This window comes from Mastigocoleus sp. MO_188.B34, from assembly GCF_030065675.1.
Classification (GTDB): Bacteria; Cyanobacteriota; Cyanobacteriia; order Cyanobacteriales; family Nostocaceae; genus Mastigocoleus.
Map to the genome: position 1 here is coordinate 1 of NZ_JASJDK010000134.1, position 18,509 is coordinate 18,509.

The 18,509-nt window shown below is 36.4% G+C and carries 9 protein-coding genes and 1 tRNA gene; 5 read left to right on the forward strand and 5 right to left on the reverse strand.

Features of this window, described 5'->3' with window-relative positions; all coding sequences use genetic code 11:
• Positions 1-45 precede the first annotated feature (45 nt).
• On the forward strand, positions 46-1,566 hold the full coding sequence (locus QNJ50_RS23880) for a HEAT repeat domain-containing protein (RefSeq protein WP_300640565.1): 1,521 nt from the start codon (positions 46-48) through the stop codon (positions 1,564-1,566).
• Between the two features lie 164 nt (positions 1,567-1,730).
• Here the strand turns inward: QNJ50_RS23880 and QNJ50_RS23885 are convergent, their stop codons facing one another.
• Both QNJ50_RS23885 and recN read right to left on the reverse strand, forming a co-directional pair.
• Positions 1,731-2,429 (reverse strand): FAD-dependent monooxygenase, encoded by a 699-nt coding sequence (locus tag QNJ50_RS23885; RefSeq protein ID WP_300640567.1) that lies wholly within the window; start codon positions 2,427-2,429, stop codon positions 1,731-1,733.
• Positions 2,430-2,505: 76 nt separating this feature from the next.
• Positions 2,506-4,290 (reverse strand): DNA repair protein RecN, encoded by a 1,785-nt coding sequence (gene recN / locus QNJ50_RS23890; protein WP_300640569.1) that lies wholly within the window; start codon positions 4,288-4,290, stop codon positions 2,506-2,508.
• Positions 4,291-4,895: 605 nt separating this feature from the next.
• On the opposite strand from recN, the gene QNJ50_RS23895 reads away from it, so the two are divergent.
• The 3 genes from QNJ50_RS23895 (at position 4,896) to QNJ50_RS23905 (ending at position 12,467) form a co-directional block, all read left to right on the forward strand.
• Positions 4,896-6,974, forward strand: a complete 2,079-nt coding sequence (locus QNJ50_RS23895; RefSeq protein ID WP_300640571.1) for an AarF/ABC1/UbiB kinase family protein — start codon at positions 4,896-4,898, stop codon at positions 6,972-6,974.
• Between the two features lie 217 nt (positions 6,975-7,191).
• Complete coding sequence (locus tag QNJ50_RS23900; protein WP_300640573.1) at positions 7,192-9,219, forward strand: HEAT repeat domain-containing protein; 2,028 nt, start codon at positions 7,192-7,194, stop codon at positions 9,217-9,219.
• 821 nt (positions 9,220-10,040) lie between these two features.
• Complete coding sequence (locus QNJ50_RS23905; RefSeq protein ID WP_300640575.1) at positions 10,041-12,467, forward strand: sucrose synthase; 2,427 nt, start codon at positions 10,041-10,043, stop codon at positions 12,465-12,467.
• A 711-nt stretch (positions 12,468-13,178) separates the two neighbouring features.
• Here the strand turns inward: QNJ50_RS23905 and QNJ50_RS23910 are convergent.
• From QNJ50_RS23910 to QNJ50_RS23920, 3 genes are all read right to left on the reverse strand, one after another.
• Positions 13,179-13,928 carry a peptidoglycan-binding domain-containing protein gene (locus QNJ50_RS23910; RefSeq protein ID WP_300640577.1) on the reverse strand — a complete coding sequence of 250 codons (750 nt, stop codon included), beginning with the start codon at positions 13,926-13,928 and terminating at the stop codon, positions 13,179-13,181.
• 878 nt (positions 13,929-14,806) lie between these two features.
• Positions 14,807-15,013 carry a peptidoglycan-binding domain-containing protein gene (locus tag QNJ50_RS23915; protein WP_300640579.1) on the reverse strand — a complete coding sequence of 69 codons (207 nt, stop codon included), beginning with the start codon at positions 15,011-15,013 and terminating at the stop codon, positions 14,807-14,809.
• 1,793 nt (positions 15,014-16,806) lie between these two features.
• Positions 16,807-16,878, reverse strand: a tRNA-Cys gene (locus QNJ50_RS23920).
• 1,253 nt (positions 16,879-18,131) lie between these two features.
• On the opposite strand from QNJ50_RS23920, the gene QNJ50_RS23925 reads away from it, so the two are divergent.
• On the forward strand, positions 18,132-18,509 hold a 378-nt coding region (locus tag QNJ50_RS23925), incomplete at its 3' end, for a metallophosphoesterase (protein WP_300640581.1).

Sequence of the window (18,509 nt, forward strand, 5' to 3'; positions counted from 1 at the left end):
AGCCTCGTTTAACTTAATATTTTCTGTTTGCTATGGAGGTAATTTATGTCTAAATACCCTAAAAATAATTTATTTAGATTACTTAAGTCTAATTTTTTGGGACTATTATTACCTCTACTAGTACTAAGTAATAGCTATGGACAAACAAGAAACAAGCAGAATTATGAATTCGGATATAGTCAGGTATTTGAAAACTCTATATCTCAGACAAATAAACTTATCCAAACTCAGAAATTACAATTGGTAAAACGAGAGAAATCAAAAATATCTGAGCAAAAAGAACAGGATGAATTATTTATTTCAATCTTAGTCTTTATAGTTATTGTTATAGTTTTATATCTGTTATCACTTCGCTTGCGCCCCATGTGGTTGTCATATTTGGCAAAAGGAAAACAGAAAGAACTCAAACAACGTATAGAGGCTTTAATTAATAAGCTTTCGAACTCGGTAATTCAGGATAAATTAGATGCGATTAAAGAATTAAGAGAAATTGGTTCGCCAGCAAAAATAGCTGCTCCTGCTCTGGTCGATGTTTTACATTTTGATAACACAGAAGTGCGTTCCAGTGCTGTTGAAGCATTGATTGAGTTAGGTAATAATTCAGAAGAAATAGAGAAACTTTTATTAGCATTACTTGAAGAATCTAAAGATTATGAAGTGCGAGCTAGTGCTGCGAAGGTTTTGCTCAGATTAGGTAGTACTTCAAATCAGTTAAGATTTGTTTTACCAAGTCTTCTGGAAACCTCTGAGGATTCTAGATTGCGCTTGGATGCTGCTAAAGCATTGATTAAGTTAGGTAATATCTCTGAAAAAATTCAATCTATTTTGCTGGAACTAGCTGAAAGCAACAATGAAGATTCTCAGGTGCGTTCGGACGCGATTAAAGCTTTAGGTTCTCTAAGCAATGCTTCAGAAGAATTGCAGCTTTACTTGCTTGGGTTACTTAAAGATAAGAATGACGATATCAACGTGCGTTTGAGTGCAGCACAAGCATCGATCCAATTAAGTAGTAACCTTGAAAAGATACAATCTAGTTCGTTGAGAGATTTTAAAGATTCCGAAGATGCTCAAGTTCGTTTAGATGCTGCTCAGACATTAATTAAATTCAGCAATACTTCCGACCGGGTCAAGCTTGACTTAATAGGAATACTTGAAGATAAAGATGACGATTCCAAAGTTCGTTTGAGTGCTTCTCAAATATTAATGAAATTAGGTGAAGTTTCTGAAGAGGTGCAGCTTGGTTTAGTAAGAATCATTGAAGATTTGAGGATAAGTTTAAGTGCTGCTCAAGAATTGATGCGATCGCGTCAGATATCAGACAAACTGCGACTTGAGTTATTTTCATTACTTGAGGATAAAACTGATGAGCCGAGAGTGCGATTAAGTGCTGCTCAGATACTGATGAAATTTGGTAATGTTTCAGTTCGTCGGTTACGACAGGGACTACTTGCGTTACTCGAACATAAAAATGAAGGTTCTTGGTTGCGTTCTAATGTTGCTCGGGTCTTGGAAGATTTGGGTCATAATTCGACTACTGTTCCCACAGGTACAAATAAGTCGGTGTAAAATAAAAAGAAGCATATGTCCTATTATGCCCTTCAACTTTAGCTGCGGCTAACGGACACGCCTAATTTACATTATGTTACATAGTTGTATTTAATTACGCCTACCTAATTAAGTGAAGTTTATCGCGGCTAAATACAAGAATAAAACATTCAAAAATCAAATATTTACATGGTTAAATTCCTCAGTCTAAAAGCCAAAAAAGCTAATAAAAGCATCAGGATAGATACATACAATATTCTAGTTGTGCGTTGCTCCCTGAGTAATATTTCTCGGTAGGAAATTTTTTGGTTTCGGATGAGAAAGACGGCTTGTGGACTAAGTATTGAGGGTAATGCTTTACTTAGTAAAAGTCTAAAAATAACATTAATACTCCATAACTTTTTGCGAATAGGAGCTTGATTATACTGCCAAGGATAGCCAATTTGCATTAAACGAATCAAAGCTTTGATATCGGGAAGTCGTAAAGATTCATATTGTTCTAAGGCGTTAGAAAGATTGTTGTCATTGCTTTCCAGTGCATCATTAAGAATACATACATCTTCTAATGCTGAGTTTACACCTTGTCCGAGGTCTGGTGGAAAGCTATGTATCGCATCTCCTAAAAGAACTATAAATGCTTTCTCATGATTTAATTTGGAATAAAATCCACAACAGTATTGAGGAGTAGGAAAACTACCACCTTCACTTGTAGCAAATCTTTGGGCTTCTTGGGGAGAAATTATTTTATCTATGGGTATTTGTGGAAATGATTTATTTAAAAAATCATACATTTCCTCACCATTTTTCAGTTCCCAAATTTTATGGTTTGGTTTGGTAATAATATTTGCGCTACGACACTCATCTGGATTTTGTAGGGGTAACAAACCTGTTTCCCGAACGGGTCAATTATATCGAGTGATATGGGGTATTTTTTGTTTGGACTTTTCCAAACTGTTTGCATTACTTCTTTTTTTTAGATCCAGAATCACCATTACTATTACCATTAATTTGACGGTGACTGGCAGCCTGGGCTAATAAAGACTCGGCAAAAGCTACAGCATCTTGGGCTGATTTTCCACCGGCTAACTGTGCGAGTTCGTCCCGGCGTTTATTGATATTATCTAAGGTTTTCACCCGCACTACAGTGCGCTGTTCGCCATTACCGTTGGTTTCTTTTTTACCTTTAGATTGATTTACAACTTGTTTTTCTACGCGAAAGTGACGGTCAGCCATAGCCGCAACTAAAGGTTGGTGAGTGACACATAATACTTGCTGTTGTTGGCTGAGTTGATGGAGTTTTTCCGCGATCGCTTGAGCTACTCTTCCAGAAACACCAACGTCAATCTCATCAAATACCATGGTTTCCGCTGTGTCAGTTTGTCTTAAACAAGCCTTGAGGGCGAGCAAAAAGCGACTCATTTCCCCACCAGAAGCAATTTCCGTTAATGGTTGCAAAGGTTCACCGGGGTTGGGACTAAACAAAAAAGTAATTTTATCAGCACCATTAACTGATGGGGAAGTAGGTACAATCTCAACCTCAAACTTGACTTTATCCATCGCCATCGGTTTGAGTTGTTTGAGTAAGCGTGACTGGAGGTTAGCCCCTGCTTTTTGGCGCAACTGGGTTAGCTGTGCGCAGACTTTAGTAACCTTTTCTAAAGTTTGGTTTTCTTGCTTTTCTAAATTTTCAATTGATGATTCGTCGTCATTGAGTTCATTGAGTTCGCTTTGGATGTTTTCGTAATGGGCGATCGCATCGGCTAAACTTGGACCATACTTGCGACAAATCAGCTTTAATTCCCGAATTCTTTCTTGCACTTCGTCTAAACGTTGGGGATCTGCTTCTAAATTTGCACCATAGTTATTAATTTCTCGGGACACTTCCGCGATCGCAGCTTGAGCATCCCTAACTAAATCTAATAGATATTGCAATTCGCTGTCATATTCCACCATTTCATTTAAGGTGGTTTCACTATCTCCCAACAGGTCAGTTGCAGTGGGTGCTTCACCATCATCATTTTGATACAATGCCTGATAGATGTTGTAACTCATTTGCTGCAACTCAACCACATGATTGAGACGTTCCTGTTCCTGGAGCAATTTTTCCATTTCCGAAGCTTCAGTTAAATTTGCTTCTGCTAATTCTTTGGCTTGGTAGGTAAGCAAATCTAATTTTTGCAGCCGTTCCCGTTCGGAAGTACGACGTTTTTCCAGGGCTGAATGTACTTTCTGATAATCGCTAAAAGCTACAGCAACCGCTTGACGTTGTTGAATTATTGAATCACCACCATAAACATCCAACCATTCCCGTACCTGTGCGGACTGTCCCACTTGAACGCTTTGTCCTTGAGCGGTAATTTCTACTAAACGTTCCCTTAAAAGGTTCATTAACTGGCGATTAACTAAAACCCCATTTACTCGGGAGCGACTGCGGACATTATTACTAGTAGTTGTTATTTCACGACTAATGACAACATAATCTTCATCAACCAAATCAATTTCTTGTTCCGTCAACCAAGCAGCTAATGAAGAATTAATTGTAAAGGTACCTTCCACCATCGCCCGATTTGTTCCCGTGCGAATCACTCGACTTGATACCTTTCCACCCAATACTGCATCAATCGCATCCAGAATAATCGATTTTCCCGCTCCAGTTTCACCGGTTAGAACATTTAGCCCCCTGTAAAACTCCAGTTCTAATTTATCAATCAGAGCAAAGTTTTCGATTCGCAATAGAGATAACATAAGTCAAAAAGAACGAAAAATCTGATAGGAAGTAGGCGAAAGGTTTACACTAACATTTTCCAAATTAGTCAAATTCCAGTTTATTCAAGTTCAAATTTATTTAAGTTCAAATTTATTTAAATTCCAATTTATTTAAATTCAAGCTATTTAATTTCCGGTTACTTCAATAATTACAGCTTGTAAAAGATCTAAAAATATGGGATATACCCCCTTCTGAACCAATTTTTTTATTACCATTGAATCAGTATGCCGCTTTCGGGCAAACAAACATAGTTTAGTTTGAATTTATTAAAGATTTAAACCAACCATTGTTTTTTATTTGGGTAATTGGTAATAGGTAATGGGTAACCCATAGGATATGTTCAAAGTATGATTGTGAGTGCACCAACGAGATTTGACCTAACCCCTTAACAAAAAGGAACCGGGTCAAAGTCCTCCTTCCCAAAGGAGATTTAGGAAGATCGTAACTTAACCATTACTTTGAGAACATGCCCCAATATAGTACGCCAAACCCCCGAAATCTTAATCCCCAGGATAGTGGGATAAATTGAATGAAATTGTTACAATACTTAACATAATGTTAACTCCGATGCAGTGGTAAGCCCATGAACCCCAATACAGTCCCCCCAACCTCCAAATCGAGTCAGGATAATAGTCGCAGTGGTACACCCCCAAACCAAAGCGGATTGTCAGTTGCGGGTGTTGTACCGGAAAATGGCGGACTACCTCCCCATACAGTGGATGTATACGCGAGAGAACAAACCCCAAAATCGAAGCTTTTACCCAAAACAGCTAACGAACCTGAGGGTTTACGTTATAGTGCTCAGCAAATAGCTGCTTTTTACAAGGGTAAACCTGCAGAAGTATTTAAGCGTATCTTGAATGTTTTGCGTCCTACATTTGGTTTTGTTTTGAGTTTGTGGTGGGATCGCACAAGGGGCTTTGATATCAAAAATGATGCTCGTCGTGCTATTCGGTTGCGGGAAATCCTTACCCTGCTCGGACCTGCTTATATTAAAATTGGTCAAGCTGTATCTACTCGACCGGATTTAGTCCCTCCGGTATATTTAGAGGAACTCACTCGACTACAAGACCAGTTACCTGCTTTTGATAATGAAATTGCTTATCAGTTCATTGAAGAAGAATTGGGAGCAAAACCAGCCGAGATATATTCGGAACTATCTCCAGAGCCAATAGCAGCTGCTTCTCTGGGTCAGGTTTATAAAGGTAGACTTAGAACAACTGGTGAAAAAGTCGCAGTTAAGGTTCAACGTCCGGACTTAAGGGAAAGTATTACTATTGATTTATATATTCTGCGGAAAATAGCTGCATGGGCGCAGAAAAATATTAAAATTATCCGTAGTGACCTGGTCGGTATCCTCGATGAATTGGGAGAACGCATCTTTGAGGAGATGGACTACATCAATGAGGGTGAAAACGCCGAACGTTTTTTTGAGTTATACGGTCACATCAAAGATATATATGTACCGCAAATCTACTGGGAATATACCAATCGTCGTGTGCTGACGATGGAGTGGATTGACGGTATCAAATTAACCCAAACTGCCGAAATTAATGCTCAAGGAATAGATGCTCGCTATTTGGTTGAAGTAGGGGTGCAGTGTTCTCTACGTCAATTGCTTGAGCATGGGTTTTTCCACGCCGATCCTCATCCAGGTAATTTGCTAGCGACACCGGATGGTAAATTAGCTTACCTCGACTTTGGGATGATGAGTGAAGTTCAAGCACCCCAAAGATACGGTTTAATTGAAGCGATCGTTCACGTGGTCAACCGCGATTTTGATGGTTTAACCAAAGATTATGTTAAGTTAGACTTCTTATCGCCGGATACAGATTTAACCCCAATTGTTCCAGCATTTGCAAATGTATTTGCTGATGCTCAAGGTGCAAGTGTTGCAGAATTAAACATTAAGAGTATTACTGACGATTTATCGGCGTTAATGTATGAGTACCCTTTCAAAGTTCCACCTTACTACGCATTAATTATCCGCTCTTTGGTGACTTTAGAAGGTATTGCTATTTATATCGATCCTAACTTTAAAGTGCTTAGCGAAGCTTATCCCTATGTTGCTAAACGCTTATTAACTGACCAAGCACCAGAATTAAGAGCATCTTTGCAAGATTTACTGTTTAAAGAAGGTAGTTTCCGCTGGAACCGTTTGGAAAATTTACTCAAAAATGCTCGTAACAGCGATGATTACGATTTGAGTTTAGCTTTAAATCAGGCTGTAGATTTTCTTTCTTCCGAACGCGGTGCTTTTATTCGTAACAAGCTTGTTGATGAAGTATTTAACGGAATTGATGCTTTAAGCAAAAGTGTGATGTATAACTTTACCTTCTTGTTACGGGAGCGGGTAGGGATAGCAGCTGTTAATCAAACACCAAAAGCGAGTACTGAGCAGCAACAAACTTTGGATCATATTAAAAGAATATTAGGAATTCTCCAACAAAGTCCTGGTTTTGACCCTGCAAAATTGGGTTCTCAAGTTGTAGAAGTTATCTTTAATCCAGGGGTACAGCGTTTGGGTCAGCAAATGACTGCGCAATTATTACAGAAGTTTATTGCTAGAGTTATTCGCGATTTGCTTGCTGAGGAAGAAGTTAATAAGCAAAAGGTTGCTCGAGCAAATTCATCAACGAATTTTTCTTTACCTGCTTCGTAAGGAATTATTCGTAATTGTCAGGGATATGACTCCTGTAAACTCGAATCAAAAATTTTTGTAGAGACGCGAAATTTCGCGTCTCTACATTTTTTGGGATAACGTAAAGTCTTTGATAAAGGGTTTTATTTTTTATAGCTAGCAACATCCTACAGATATATGTAATTTTGCTACCATATCAAGCAGATGCAAGCTTGTTAAATGTTTTCTAAATCACAATATGGATCCTGTAACAATCATTGCTAGCCGAGTTGGGGGAGCGATGCTCGCAGAAATCTCTAAAAAGTTACTTCCTGGTGTTATTCGTAAGTTCAATCCCAGCGACATAGATAAAGCAATCGAAAAAGCATTTTCAGAAGCCCAGCAGAGTGAATATAAATTATTTTATGAGTGTGAACCAGATTTTATCGAAGGATTTATCAATAAATTTCTTGAGGAAAAAGGACTTTCAGAATTACAAAAGCCTCTGAATAATGAAGCTCAACCAAATATTGATCTTTTAACTAAAATTTTTACAAAAGCAGCTTTAAATAATGACAGAATGAACAAAATCGCTCAAGATTGCGTTCATCCTTGGATGGAGATTTTTGTCAACACCTATTTTAAAAATATAGATCCTTATTTTAGATTCCAAGTCGCAAAGGAAGATTATTTTAAACAATTAGCAAACTGGTTTGATGATGTAAAATTTGCTGGAATTGCTGTAGCAGGACAAGAGGTAGAAAAATCTGAGAAACTAGAAAATATCTTTGTCATGCCAGATGTACAGGAAGATGTTACGGTAAAAAACGATTCTGTCATCGACAATGAAAAGTTATTAAATGAAATAATCTCTGATGCTTCAGTTGGTAAACGTCAGCAAGAACTATTTTTAGAACAGCGACAAAGGGCTTTAAGTAATCGTTCTGGTGAGAAGATTCTCGCTGCACAACTTTTAACCGAAAAAAACTCAAAGAAAAAAAACTCGCAAAAATTTGTTTTACTGGGCGCTCCAGGTTCTGGAAAAACCACTTTGTTGAGCTATTTTGCTGTAATGCTGGCTCAAGACGAAGCAAAAAAAGCTGAAAATCAAGAAAAATTAGGTTTAGACCCAAATGTAGATTACCTACCGATTTTAATTCGGATGCGGGATTATAAAAAGTTAGGTGAAGAGATTTTGCGGGATTTAGTTGCATTGGAGGTAAATGGTCGCGATCAGGTTGGTGAAAAAGTTTTCCAGGAAGTTTTCTCTACACTTTGTCGTTTTCATGAAACAGTTTTTGAACAAAAAGTATTGGAGTTATTAAAAGCTGAAGCTAATAATATTGATAAGTTGAGGTTACAGGAATATCGAGCAGAATTGGGCGATAAAGAAGGAGCAGTAAGTACTCTTATTGAGTTACTCAGTGATGATGATTCCTTGGTTCGTAACAGTGCTGCTTTTGCTTTAGGTGACTTGGGTAAGGACTCACAACCAGTAGTGGATGAACTTGTGAAACTTCTGGCTGATGATGATTCCTTAGTTCGTAACAGCGCTGCTTTTGTTTTAGGTAACTTGGGTAAGGACTCACAACCAGTAGTGGATGAACTTGTGAAACTTCTGGCTGATGATCATTTCTTGGTGCGTAACAGCGCTGCTCAAACTTTAGGTGACTTGGGTAGGAACTCACAACCAGTAGTGGATGAACTTGTGAAACTTCTGGCTGATGATCATTTCTGGGTTCGTAATGGTGCTGCTGAAGCTTTAGGTAAGTTGGGTAGGAACTCACAACCGTTAGTGGAACAACTTGTGAAACTTCTGGCTGATGATGATTCAAACGTGCGTAACAGCGCCGCTGAAGCTTTAGGTAAATTGGGTAAGGACTCACAACCGGTAGTGGATGGGCTTGTGAAACTTCTGGCTGATAATGATTCCTCGGTGCGTAACAGCGCCGCTAAAGCTTTAGGTAACTTGGGTAAGGACTCACAACCGGTAGTGGATGAACTTGTGAAACTTCTAGCTGATAATGATTCCTCGGTGCGTTACAGTGCTGCTGGAGCTTTAGGTAACTTGGGTAAGTACTCACAACCGGTAGTGGATGGGTTTGTGAAACTTCTGGCTGATGATGATTTCTTGGTGCGTTACAGTGCTGCTGGAGCTTTAGGTAACTTGGGTAAGGACTTAAACAAGGTTCTTCCTCAAGTTGTCCAATGGTTGGAAGAAAACCAAGATAGCAAATCTATTGGTAGCGGTATTGATGTGCTGTGGAATATGGTGACATCAGAGTAGAAATTAGCAATATCAACCCTCTGGGAATTAATAGACATTTCCCGCAAATTAAATACGCGTCACCCAAAATTCTTGTAGAGACGCGCCATGGCGCGTCTCTACATTTTTTGGAATAATGCAACACATTAACTCACTCATTCTCCATTTCCTTTCCCCTCCATTCTCTTGAAATAAATTTACTCCTCCACATGCTTAACAAAACATCTAATTACTAATTAATTTGTAAGGTTATTTGATAATTAATTAGGTTTTAAAATCCAAACAATTTAAAATATTAAAAACATTAATTTTTATTACGATAAATACAGAAAACATTTGTAGTCTCAACGTATTCAGATCCATAATCATCAGGGATCCAAAATATATACATCAAAAATAGATTAAATATATCTATCATTACAAAGCAGATAATTCTGATAAAATCCTCCTATAGTTGCTTCAATATTTTTCTCCTTTGTAGTCAGAGACAGACTATTCAATTGCACCAAACAAAATCAGTATATACACTGAGGCTAGGTGAAAATTGGTACTGGAAAATATCTAAATGGATAGTAACAAAGATGACAAGAAAGTAAATTAAAAGCCTTTTTTGTTTCTTGAATGTGAAATGTTTTATGCTCTGCTTTCAGATAGAAATTATTTATCTTGAGCTAGAGTCAAGAATTCCCATTGATAAGGTATTGGAAAAAAGTAAGAATAACTAGTATTTGGATGGCAATTATTAATGATAAAGCTATCCTCATTCTTGTTATGATTTTTCGATTGCCCCATAAGTAATTTCATAACCACCCACACAGTGAAGGATAATCTGGTGAATTTTCATGTCTGAATTAATTCAAGCAGTTCTCGATAGTGAAGATAGAAATGATTTGCGTAACTTAGTCAGCGAGTTACGCCAACAAGAACAGGGGTATTTACTGCGTAACGATATTCTGAATCTTTTTGATGAGTATTGTTCTAAATATCAAAAGCCTGAAAACTTTTTTAACTACTCTAATTTAGGTAAATTAATTTACTATACGCAAGAAATTATTCATATCAGGGAAGAATCGACTCTTTGCTTTATTATTCGTCCCAAAATTGCATCTGAGGAAATCTATCGACTGACAGCAGACTTGAAAGTTGAAGAGATGACAACTCAAGAACTGCTTGATTTACGCGATCGCTTTGTTGATAAGTACCATCCTAACGAAGGAGACCTGCTAGAGTTAGACTTTGGACCATTTTACGACTATTCGCCAATGATTCGCGACCCCAAAAATATTGGTAAAGGGGTACAGTTTCTCAATCGCTATCTTTCCAGTAAGCTCTTCCAAGACCCCAACCAATGGTTAGAAGGTCTCTTTGATTTCTTACGCTTGCATCAATACAATGGCATTCAACTGCTAATTAACGATCGCATTGCTTCTCAGCAGCAATTGTCAGAACAGGTAAAAAAAGCGATTGAATTTGTCAGTCAGCGTTCTGAGGACGAAAGTTACGAAGTATTCCGTTTCCCCTTACAAATGATGGGGTTTGAACCAGGATGGGGAAACACTGCTGCAAGGGTGCTGGAAACCTTAAATATTTTAGATGAACTAATCGATTCTCCCGATCCCCAAACCCTAGAAGCTTTCATCTCTCGGATCCCGATGATTTTCAAAATCGTCTTGGTGTCCGCTCACGGTTGGTTTGCTCAAGAGGGAGTGTTAGGAAGACCTGACACCGGAGGACAAGTGGTTTATGTTTTAGACCAAGCCAAGAGTTTAGAAAAGCAATTACAAGAAGATGCAATTCTTGCTGGTTTGGAAGGCTTAAATGTCCAACCTAAAGTAATTATTCTGACTCGTTTAATTCCTAATAGTGACGGTACCCTGTGTAATCAACCTCTGGAAAAAGTCCATGGGTCAGAAAATGCCTGGATTTTACGCGTACCTCTAAGGGAATTTAATCCTAATATTACCCAAAATTGGATTTCCCGTTTTGAATTTTGGCCTTATTTGGAAACCTTTGCAATCGATGCTGAAAAGCAATTATTAGCAGAGTTTCAAGGTAGACCAGATTTAATCGTTGGTAATTATACCGACGGTAACTTAGTTGCTTTCTTATTAGCGCGGCGTTTGGGAGTTACCCAGTGTAATGTCGCCCATGCTTTAGAAAAATCTAAATACTTATTTAGTAACTTATATTGGCAAGATTTAGAAGATAAATATCATTTCTCCTTGCAATTCACTGCTGATTTGATTGCAATGAATGCTGCTAACTTCGTAATTAGCAGTACCTATCAAGAAATTGTTGGAACTCCCGATAGTATTGGACAATATGAGTCCTACAAATGTTTGACTATGCCCGAGTTATATCACGTAGTCAACGGTGTTGAGTTATTCAGTCCTAAATTTAATGTTGTTCCACCAGGGGTGAACGAAAGTTGCTTCTTCCCTTACAAAAATAGTCAAGAAAGAGTCCAGAGCGATCGCCAAAGAATGGATGAAATGCTTTTTACCTTAGAAGACGAAAGTCAAATTTACGGTAAATTGGACGATCCCACAAAGCGTCCTTTATTCTCCATGGCTCGTCTTGATCGCATTAAAAACATCACCGGGTTAGCCGAATGTTTTGGTAAGAGCAAAGAACTCCAAGAACATTGCAACTTAATTTTAGTTGCGGGTAAATTGCGGGTTGAAGAATCAGGTGACAATGAAGAGCGGGACGAAATTGTCAAACTCTACCGCACAATTGACGAATACAATCTCCATGGGAAAATCCGTTGGTTGGGTGTTCGTTTATCTAAAAATGATTCCGGTGTGGTCTATCGAGTAATTGCAGACCGTCAAGGAATATTTGTTCAACCAGCATTATTTGAAGCCTTCGGTTTAACAATTTTGGAAGCAATGATTTCCGGTTTACCAACCTTTGCAACTCAGTTTGGTGGTCCTTTAGAAATCATTCAAGACAAGAAGAACGGCTTTTATATTAATCCCACAAATTTAGAAGAAACAGCAGCAAAACTTGTCGAATTTGTCACTAAATGCGAGCATAATCCTAGCTACTGGGAAGAAATTTCTCAAAAGGCAATTGAACGGGTTTACAGTACTTATACTTGGAAAATTCACACTACTAAATTACTCTCATTAGCAAGAATATACGGATTTTGGAATTTCAACTCTAAAGAGAAACGTGAAGATTTACTGCGCTATTTAGAATCTTTGTTCTATTTGATTTACAAGCCAAGGGCGCAAAAGCTTTTAGAACAACATCAATCTCGCTAATTGATTTTTGAATTTGAGAACTAATAAAAACCTGTGAGTAAATAAATCAGGTAGTACGGGTACGTTCTAAATCAGAGCTAATTTACCAATAATCCTGTGTTGTGGAATTACACATAATAAAAGCAGAGACGCAGCATTGCTACGTCTCTTTTTTTCACAAAAACTAAATAGTTTATGAGGGTTATAAGACTATTTTGTCGAACAAATAACATTTTAGAGATGCGACAGATACTGCATTAGCCTCTGTCACATCTCTACAAAAAAATTTATGCTTATCTGAAATATATTAGGTTCAAAGGTTGTTTGAAATTACAAGCTTAGAAGTTATAAGTTTAAACTTTAAAAGTTAAAAGTGATGACAACTTAAGTATGTGAGTTAAGTGTGTAAGTTAAATGTGTGAGTTAAATGTGTGAGTTAAATGTGTAAATTATAAGTGTTTATAAGTGAGGGAGGAACCAGACATATTTTGATCTGTCCTGTGAAGCCTTACGGCGAATAGCTTCTCATTGAACGCATTAAGGAGCAACTGCGCACAATTCTGCTATATGAAAGTTCAGAGATGAAAGTCAAATATGAAAATTCAAATATCAGACAGGATAATAGAAAATCATTCATAATTAGTTGTCAATTACTGATAACACTTAGTACAAAACTTATAAATTCATAACCTATATATTAACAACCTATAAATTCCTAAACAATAATTAAGTTTATTGTGATAAAGCTCGCCATGTTTTATTCCCAACAACTCCATCTACTCCTAAATCGTGTTGATTTTGGAAGGCTTTCACAGCAGTTTCTGTTAACGCTCCAAAAATACCATCTACGCTAATAGCATAGCCATTATAAATTAATAATCTCTGTAAAACTTTGACGGAAATACCTCTATGACCAAAATGTAAAGTAGGCAAAAAATTTCTATTTGCTGTTGTTGAAATTGCATTATTTAATCTTCCAAAACCTCCAGTTTCCTCATATCTGAATCGGTGATGGAGAATCATTTGGGAATATAATTGATTATTTCTCCTTGGTGAAATATTTTTTAGCCTACTTGATGCAAACAACAGTTTTAAAGGCGATCCTTCCTCACTTCTAGATACTCTCATGACTAACTTTAAAGACTTTGTTTTACCACAAGAAAAATTGGAATAATTAATCTTCCTCATTTTCATTTTTACTGCTTGCGATTTGGAGAAACATGTAGAAGCCAACTTTTCCCGAGTTTTTTCCAAAATCTCTTCTTTTGTTAAGACTAACTTTGGTGCTGTATCTGAATACATCTTATTCGACTGCATAAATTCTGGTGGTGTAATTTGAGCAGTTGATGCTTCTTGGGACATCTGTTGATGATTATTATTCTTTTGTTTTTCAAGTTGAACTAGTTGCTGTTTTAGTAATTGGGGTAAAGGTAATTGTCCAGTTTTTAAGCTGCTTGTAATCAGTATACTAATATAGTTCATTGTGTGTTGTTTTACTCATGCCCGTATTTCCCTCACAGTTGAAAAAGCTGTGATTTTAGAATCGAATATGGCTGCTGTTTACAAAAATGTCGCGATTATTTTTACAAAAGATGTATAATCATACGTAGCCTCCCAGGAATAAAAAATCACATATTTTTACTGCAAAATGTTGCGCTCAATGTATGGAACAATGACGCAATCTTTGTCAAACGAAAGGGAGATTTTCACTGTTACGGTGTCAGATGTCTCAGATCTAATCTTAGTTTGACTATTTGAATCTTATTATGCTCTGTGCAATTCTAGTTTGTTATTAGCGGTAGATTTGTAGTTCCGATTACCCATCGTTGTTGTAATCGCAAATAAAATTGCCCCTGGAAAATATATTTTACAAATATTGCTTATATAGTAAGTAAAACACTGATTATTAATACAAATCCTGATAATAAGAAAAAATTTCCACAATTTAGGTTCGCTGGGGATATGTGCTCAAGATATTGACTCGAGCATGCACTGTTTTGATAAATAGCTCGGGAGTCTCAAACAAACAGGGTTCTACTTCTTTTAGCTTTAATCTTTTTAGCTTTTGTAAGCCCTCAAGCAAATTCAATATACTAAATCGAATACAATAAATCAAATATATACAAAGATATAAAAATAAGTCTAAAAATCTTAGATGCGCATTGGAAACACTGGTCGTCTTGTTAGTGCAAACCTTAATCCCATACCTAATAAGATCCTGACTCTAAAAAGTAGTACTTTTAACGCGATAAAAGATATTTTTATCGCGTTAGTAGAGAAAATATATTGGTACGGAGCAACAAACGAGTTAATACAATGTCAAAACAATGCTGTTGTCCGCACAGTATTGTATTAATCGTTCAATTAGTAAGTTCTCGCCAAGTTATTGGACCAACGATCCCATCTGGGATAAGACCTCGTTGTTCTTGGAACGCTTTAACTGCTGTTTCTGTAACTGCTCCAAAGGAGCCATCAATACTAATAAAATAGTTATTTGATAACAATAAACGTTGTAATACTCTAACAGCGCTACCAGAACTGCCAAATCTTAGGGTGGGTAAACTCATTTTTATCCTCGCTGTGTTTATATGTTTTAGATTGTTGCTTGTACAAAATGTATTGTTAAGCCAATTTTGAAAGTTTATTTACTCTTCAGTATCAAAACTACAAATGATACTTAGTACTTTTCGGAATATAATCATTACTCTTTGGCTTAAAAATAGCCAACTCAGAAAGATGGCAAAAAAAATAAAAATTACTGATAGAGCTTAGTATAATTATTTTGAGGAACAGTGAGTAATCTTAGCATTTGGCAAAGCCTACCGTAATTACTTCATGGTGTTAAGCAAAATTAATCAAAGAATTATCAAAGCCTATTTCCAACAAACTAACAGCGGGATTAGCAAGTCTCTTCAGACTAAAGTTACCTAATGTTTTGAAATTAAGAGTTACGAAAAATATAAAGTTTTAAATGAAAAGAATATAGCAATCGTATTTTATTTATGAACAGGTCAATCCTGGAGAGAGCTTGCAGAGCCTGCGGCGTCGGCGTTAGCTTCTGCAACCTCTCTACAATATTTATTTTCGAATGATTTAGGATTGCTATATTAATTTGTTTTACTAATTCCCATAAGCTATAGCCTTACTATTTTAAGTTAGGAAATTTTCTTTTCTCTATTCCCCACTCCCTTTTTAACAAAATATAATGTCCTCAGCAGGAAAAGCACGACTACATATAGCACTTCCAAATCATTTGTAAGCATTAAATATCATTGCTATGTCTGAATGATTTTGAATTATTCTCAATAATTTTTCTTTATTTATTTATTTATTTCAGAACTTACCCAACGGAGATTTGTCATTGCGACCGAAACGCAGTCTAGGGTTAGCGCTTAGCGGTTAGCGGCGAAAGACGCACCTACGGTGTTTGCACGCATCCTGCGGATGAACACGTAGTGCGTCCAAACGTGTAAGCGCGCCCTGCGTGGCGTTAGTCAGAGGCTTTGCCTACGCCGCAGGTTCTAGCGTACCGGATCCGTAGGTAGCAGTTCCGGATCCGTAGGTAGCGCAGCTATAGGTAATGACGCAATTACGTTAATTTTGCGTAAGTCCTATATTTATTATTTTTTAAGACTAAAGCTATAGATATATTACTTACCCACTGCTATTGACAAATAATTAGTTAATGTACATTTGGGCGGGTTGAAAGTTGACTACGTGAGTGAGTTGAAAGACTCAGAGACTGTTTCAGCACCCCTTCATGATTTGGACGGGTTGAAATCTAATATGCAAGACTTGTCACTCAACACAAAATATAATTCCAAGACGGATTACAAAGCCTACAAACACTATGGCTCTAATTTTGATTTAGACAAAAGTCTTGATAAAATACTAGAAATTTAGCTTGAAGTTAATTTCAAGCTTTACTACTCACCGTTCGCGTACTAGACATTAAGAAAAAATACTTAATCAGTCCTCGATCAGCTAATTTATAGGTCAACTTCAAATTACAATCAAAAAGTCAATCAGAATATATACTTATTGATATGTAAGGAGATAAATGGATGACAAGTAGCCCAGATCTGTTTATTGATTCTAAGTAAGTATTATTGACAATTGCTACCGTTTTTTGTTGATTATATTGTTTGAAAATGAGTATCTTTACTCATATCTTCATACGCGAACGGTGAGTGACTAAATTTAAGGTGGGTTGAAAGGTAAGGCAGAGGTCTGCCCTTATTATTAAAAATGTGTCCATACTTGAACGTGACACATAATTTGTTAACGGTGACATCAATTCGTTAAATATGACACTAATCTGTTAACAGTGACAATTAATTAGTTAATGTACAACAAAAAAAGGCGACACCCGGATTCGAACCGGGGGATAAAGGTTTTGCAGACCTCTGCCTTACCACTTGGCTATGTCGCCCCACTAAAAAAGTTGCTATTATGCAAAAAAATACTCTGTTGCGATAATTTTTTTAAAATTTATCGTAACTATTGACTCGAAATATTATAACGCTATTAGCATCTTTTGACAATATCGTAATATTACTAAAACAAATAGAAAACTTTTTTACCCATAAAAAATACTTTTTTTGATGAGAAGTATAAGGTATGACTTGTTGTGATTTACCAAAACAATTACCTTCCCAGCAAGTACATAACTATAGTCAGGATAGCTCAGATATCACAAATATAAGAATTAAGAACCTTTAACTTATATCTGACTTACCTTAAAATTCTCGTTGACTAGGGATCGTGTTTTATAACCAGTGCCAAATGGAAGGGACGATCACTGATTAAATTTCATACAAAAAAACAGTACTTATACTGATGGAAGTATCAAAAGTATTGGTGATATTTAAATAGTCTTTTTTCTGGATTTGTGTATTTTTATTATTTCCAAGTGTTTAATAAGTATTTTCAGTTTTGCAATATCCAGTATAAAGCTCTTTATTAGCGCAATTTGATGCTTATCAATATTAATTAAGCAATTTCCCAGCAGTTTTTTCCAAGAACAATTTAGGGAAACAACTAAAAGACCCCGAAAAAATTAAGTCTTACAGGAAAAGAGAATTTCAGTGGATCAAAAACTTGATCAGTTCAAGTTACTTTGCTGGGTTTTATCAACCTAATCTACAGTAAATACCACTTGAAGAGTAAGAAGTATTTTGTTACTCTCAGTAATTCAAATAACTAGTCTTTTTTTTACTAACATTCTATGTAATTACATTATCTCCCAAATTAAAATTCTATAGTTGTCTCAGATTACATCATATTTGAGGTATCATGCCAACAACACCATATAGATATATCATCTATATATCTATATAAATTTTGTGCTATAAGTTACATTATGTAATTAAGATTGATTGTGCTTAATGTTTCGCTGTATAGTTTTTTAAAATCAAGATAAATGCTTAAATGTACCTTAAGATAGATGACATAAAATACATTGGATTAGCTCTAATGAAAATGCAATTACTTCAGTTTTTCTTAACTGTAAAAGCACAAGTCCCGGGCAATACGGAGGTATTTATTATGAAGTAAATAACCATTTATTAATAGAATAAAATAAAAGCAAAAGTTATAAGTTAAAAATGATACCTTGATTGGCATTGATTGTTGAACGATAAGGAGTAATAGGATATTAAAACGCTTACATTGTTGCCAACAAAAATGAATCAATTTTCTCCGCTATCAGTAGCACAGATAACGGATCTACATCTATTTGCAGATGAAAATCAAGCATTATTGGGTATACCCACAACCCAATCTTTTGAAGCCGTAATCGAAAGATTAGAGCAAATCGATTCCGAAATTGATTTACTATTGGTGACCGGAGATTTATCTGGTGATGGGACACCAGGTTCTTACGAAAATTTACAAGCTTTTTTCGAGCGACTTCAGATACCAACTTACTGGTTACCTGGAGATCACGATTCTGCTAAAGCCATAGACCAATACTTAAACTTGGGTTTGGTCTCGCGACGCAAGTGTTTTGAAAGGGGTGGATGGAATTTTATTTTGCTCAATTCATCTATTTCCGGTCAGGAA

Coding starts and splice junctions, on each gene's coding strand:
- QNJ50_RS23905 (WP_300640575.1), top strand. CDS start 10,041: ATGTCTGAATTAATTCAAGCAGTTCTCGATAGTGAAGATAGAAATGAT.
- QNJ50_RS23895 (WP_300640571.1), top strand. CDS start 4,896: ATGAACCCCAATACAGTCCCCCCAACCTCCAAATCGAGTCAGGATAAT.
- QNJ50_RS23915 (WP_300640579.1), bottom strand. CDS start 15,013: ATGAGTTTACCCACCCTAAGATTTGGCAGTTCTGGTAGCGCTGTTAGA.
- QNJ50_RS23900 (WP_300640573.1), top strand. CDS start 7,192: ATGGATCCTGTAACAATCATTGCTAGCCGAGTTGGGGGAGCGATGCTC.
- QNJ50_RS23880 (WP_300640565.1), top strand. CDS start 46: ATGTCTAAATACCCTAAAAATAATTTATTTAGATTACTTAAGTCTAAT.
- QNJ50_RS23910 (WP_300640577.1), bottom strand. CDS start 13,928: ATGAACTATATTAGTATACTGATTACAAGCAGCTTAAAAACTGGACAA.
- recN (WP_300640569.1), bottom strand. CDS start 4,290: ATGTTATCTCTATTGCGAATCGAAAACTTTGCTCTGATTGATAAATTA.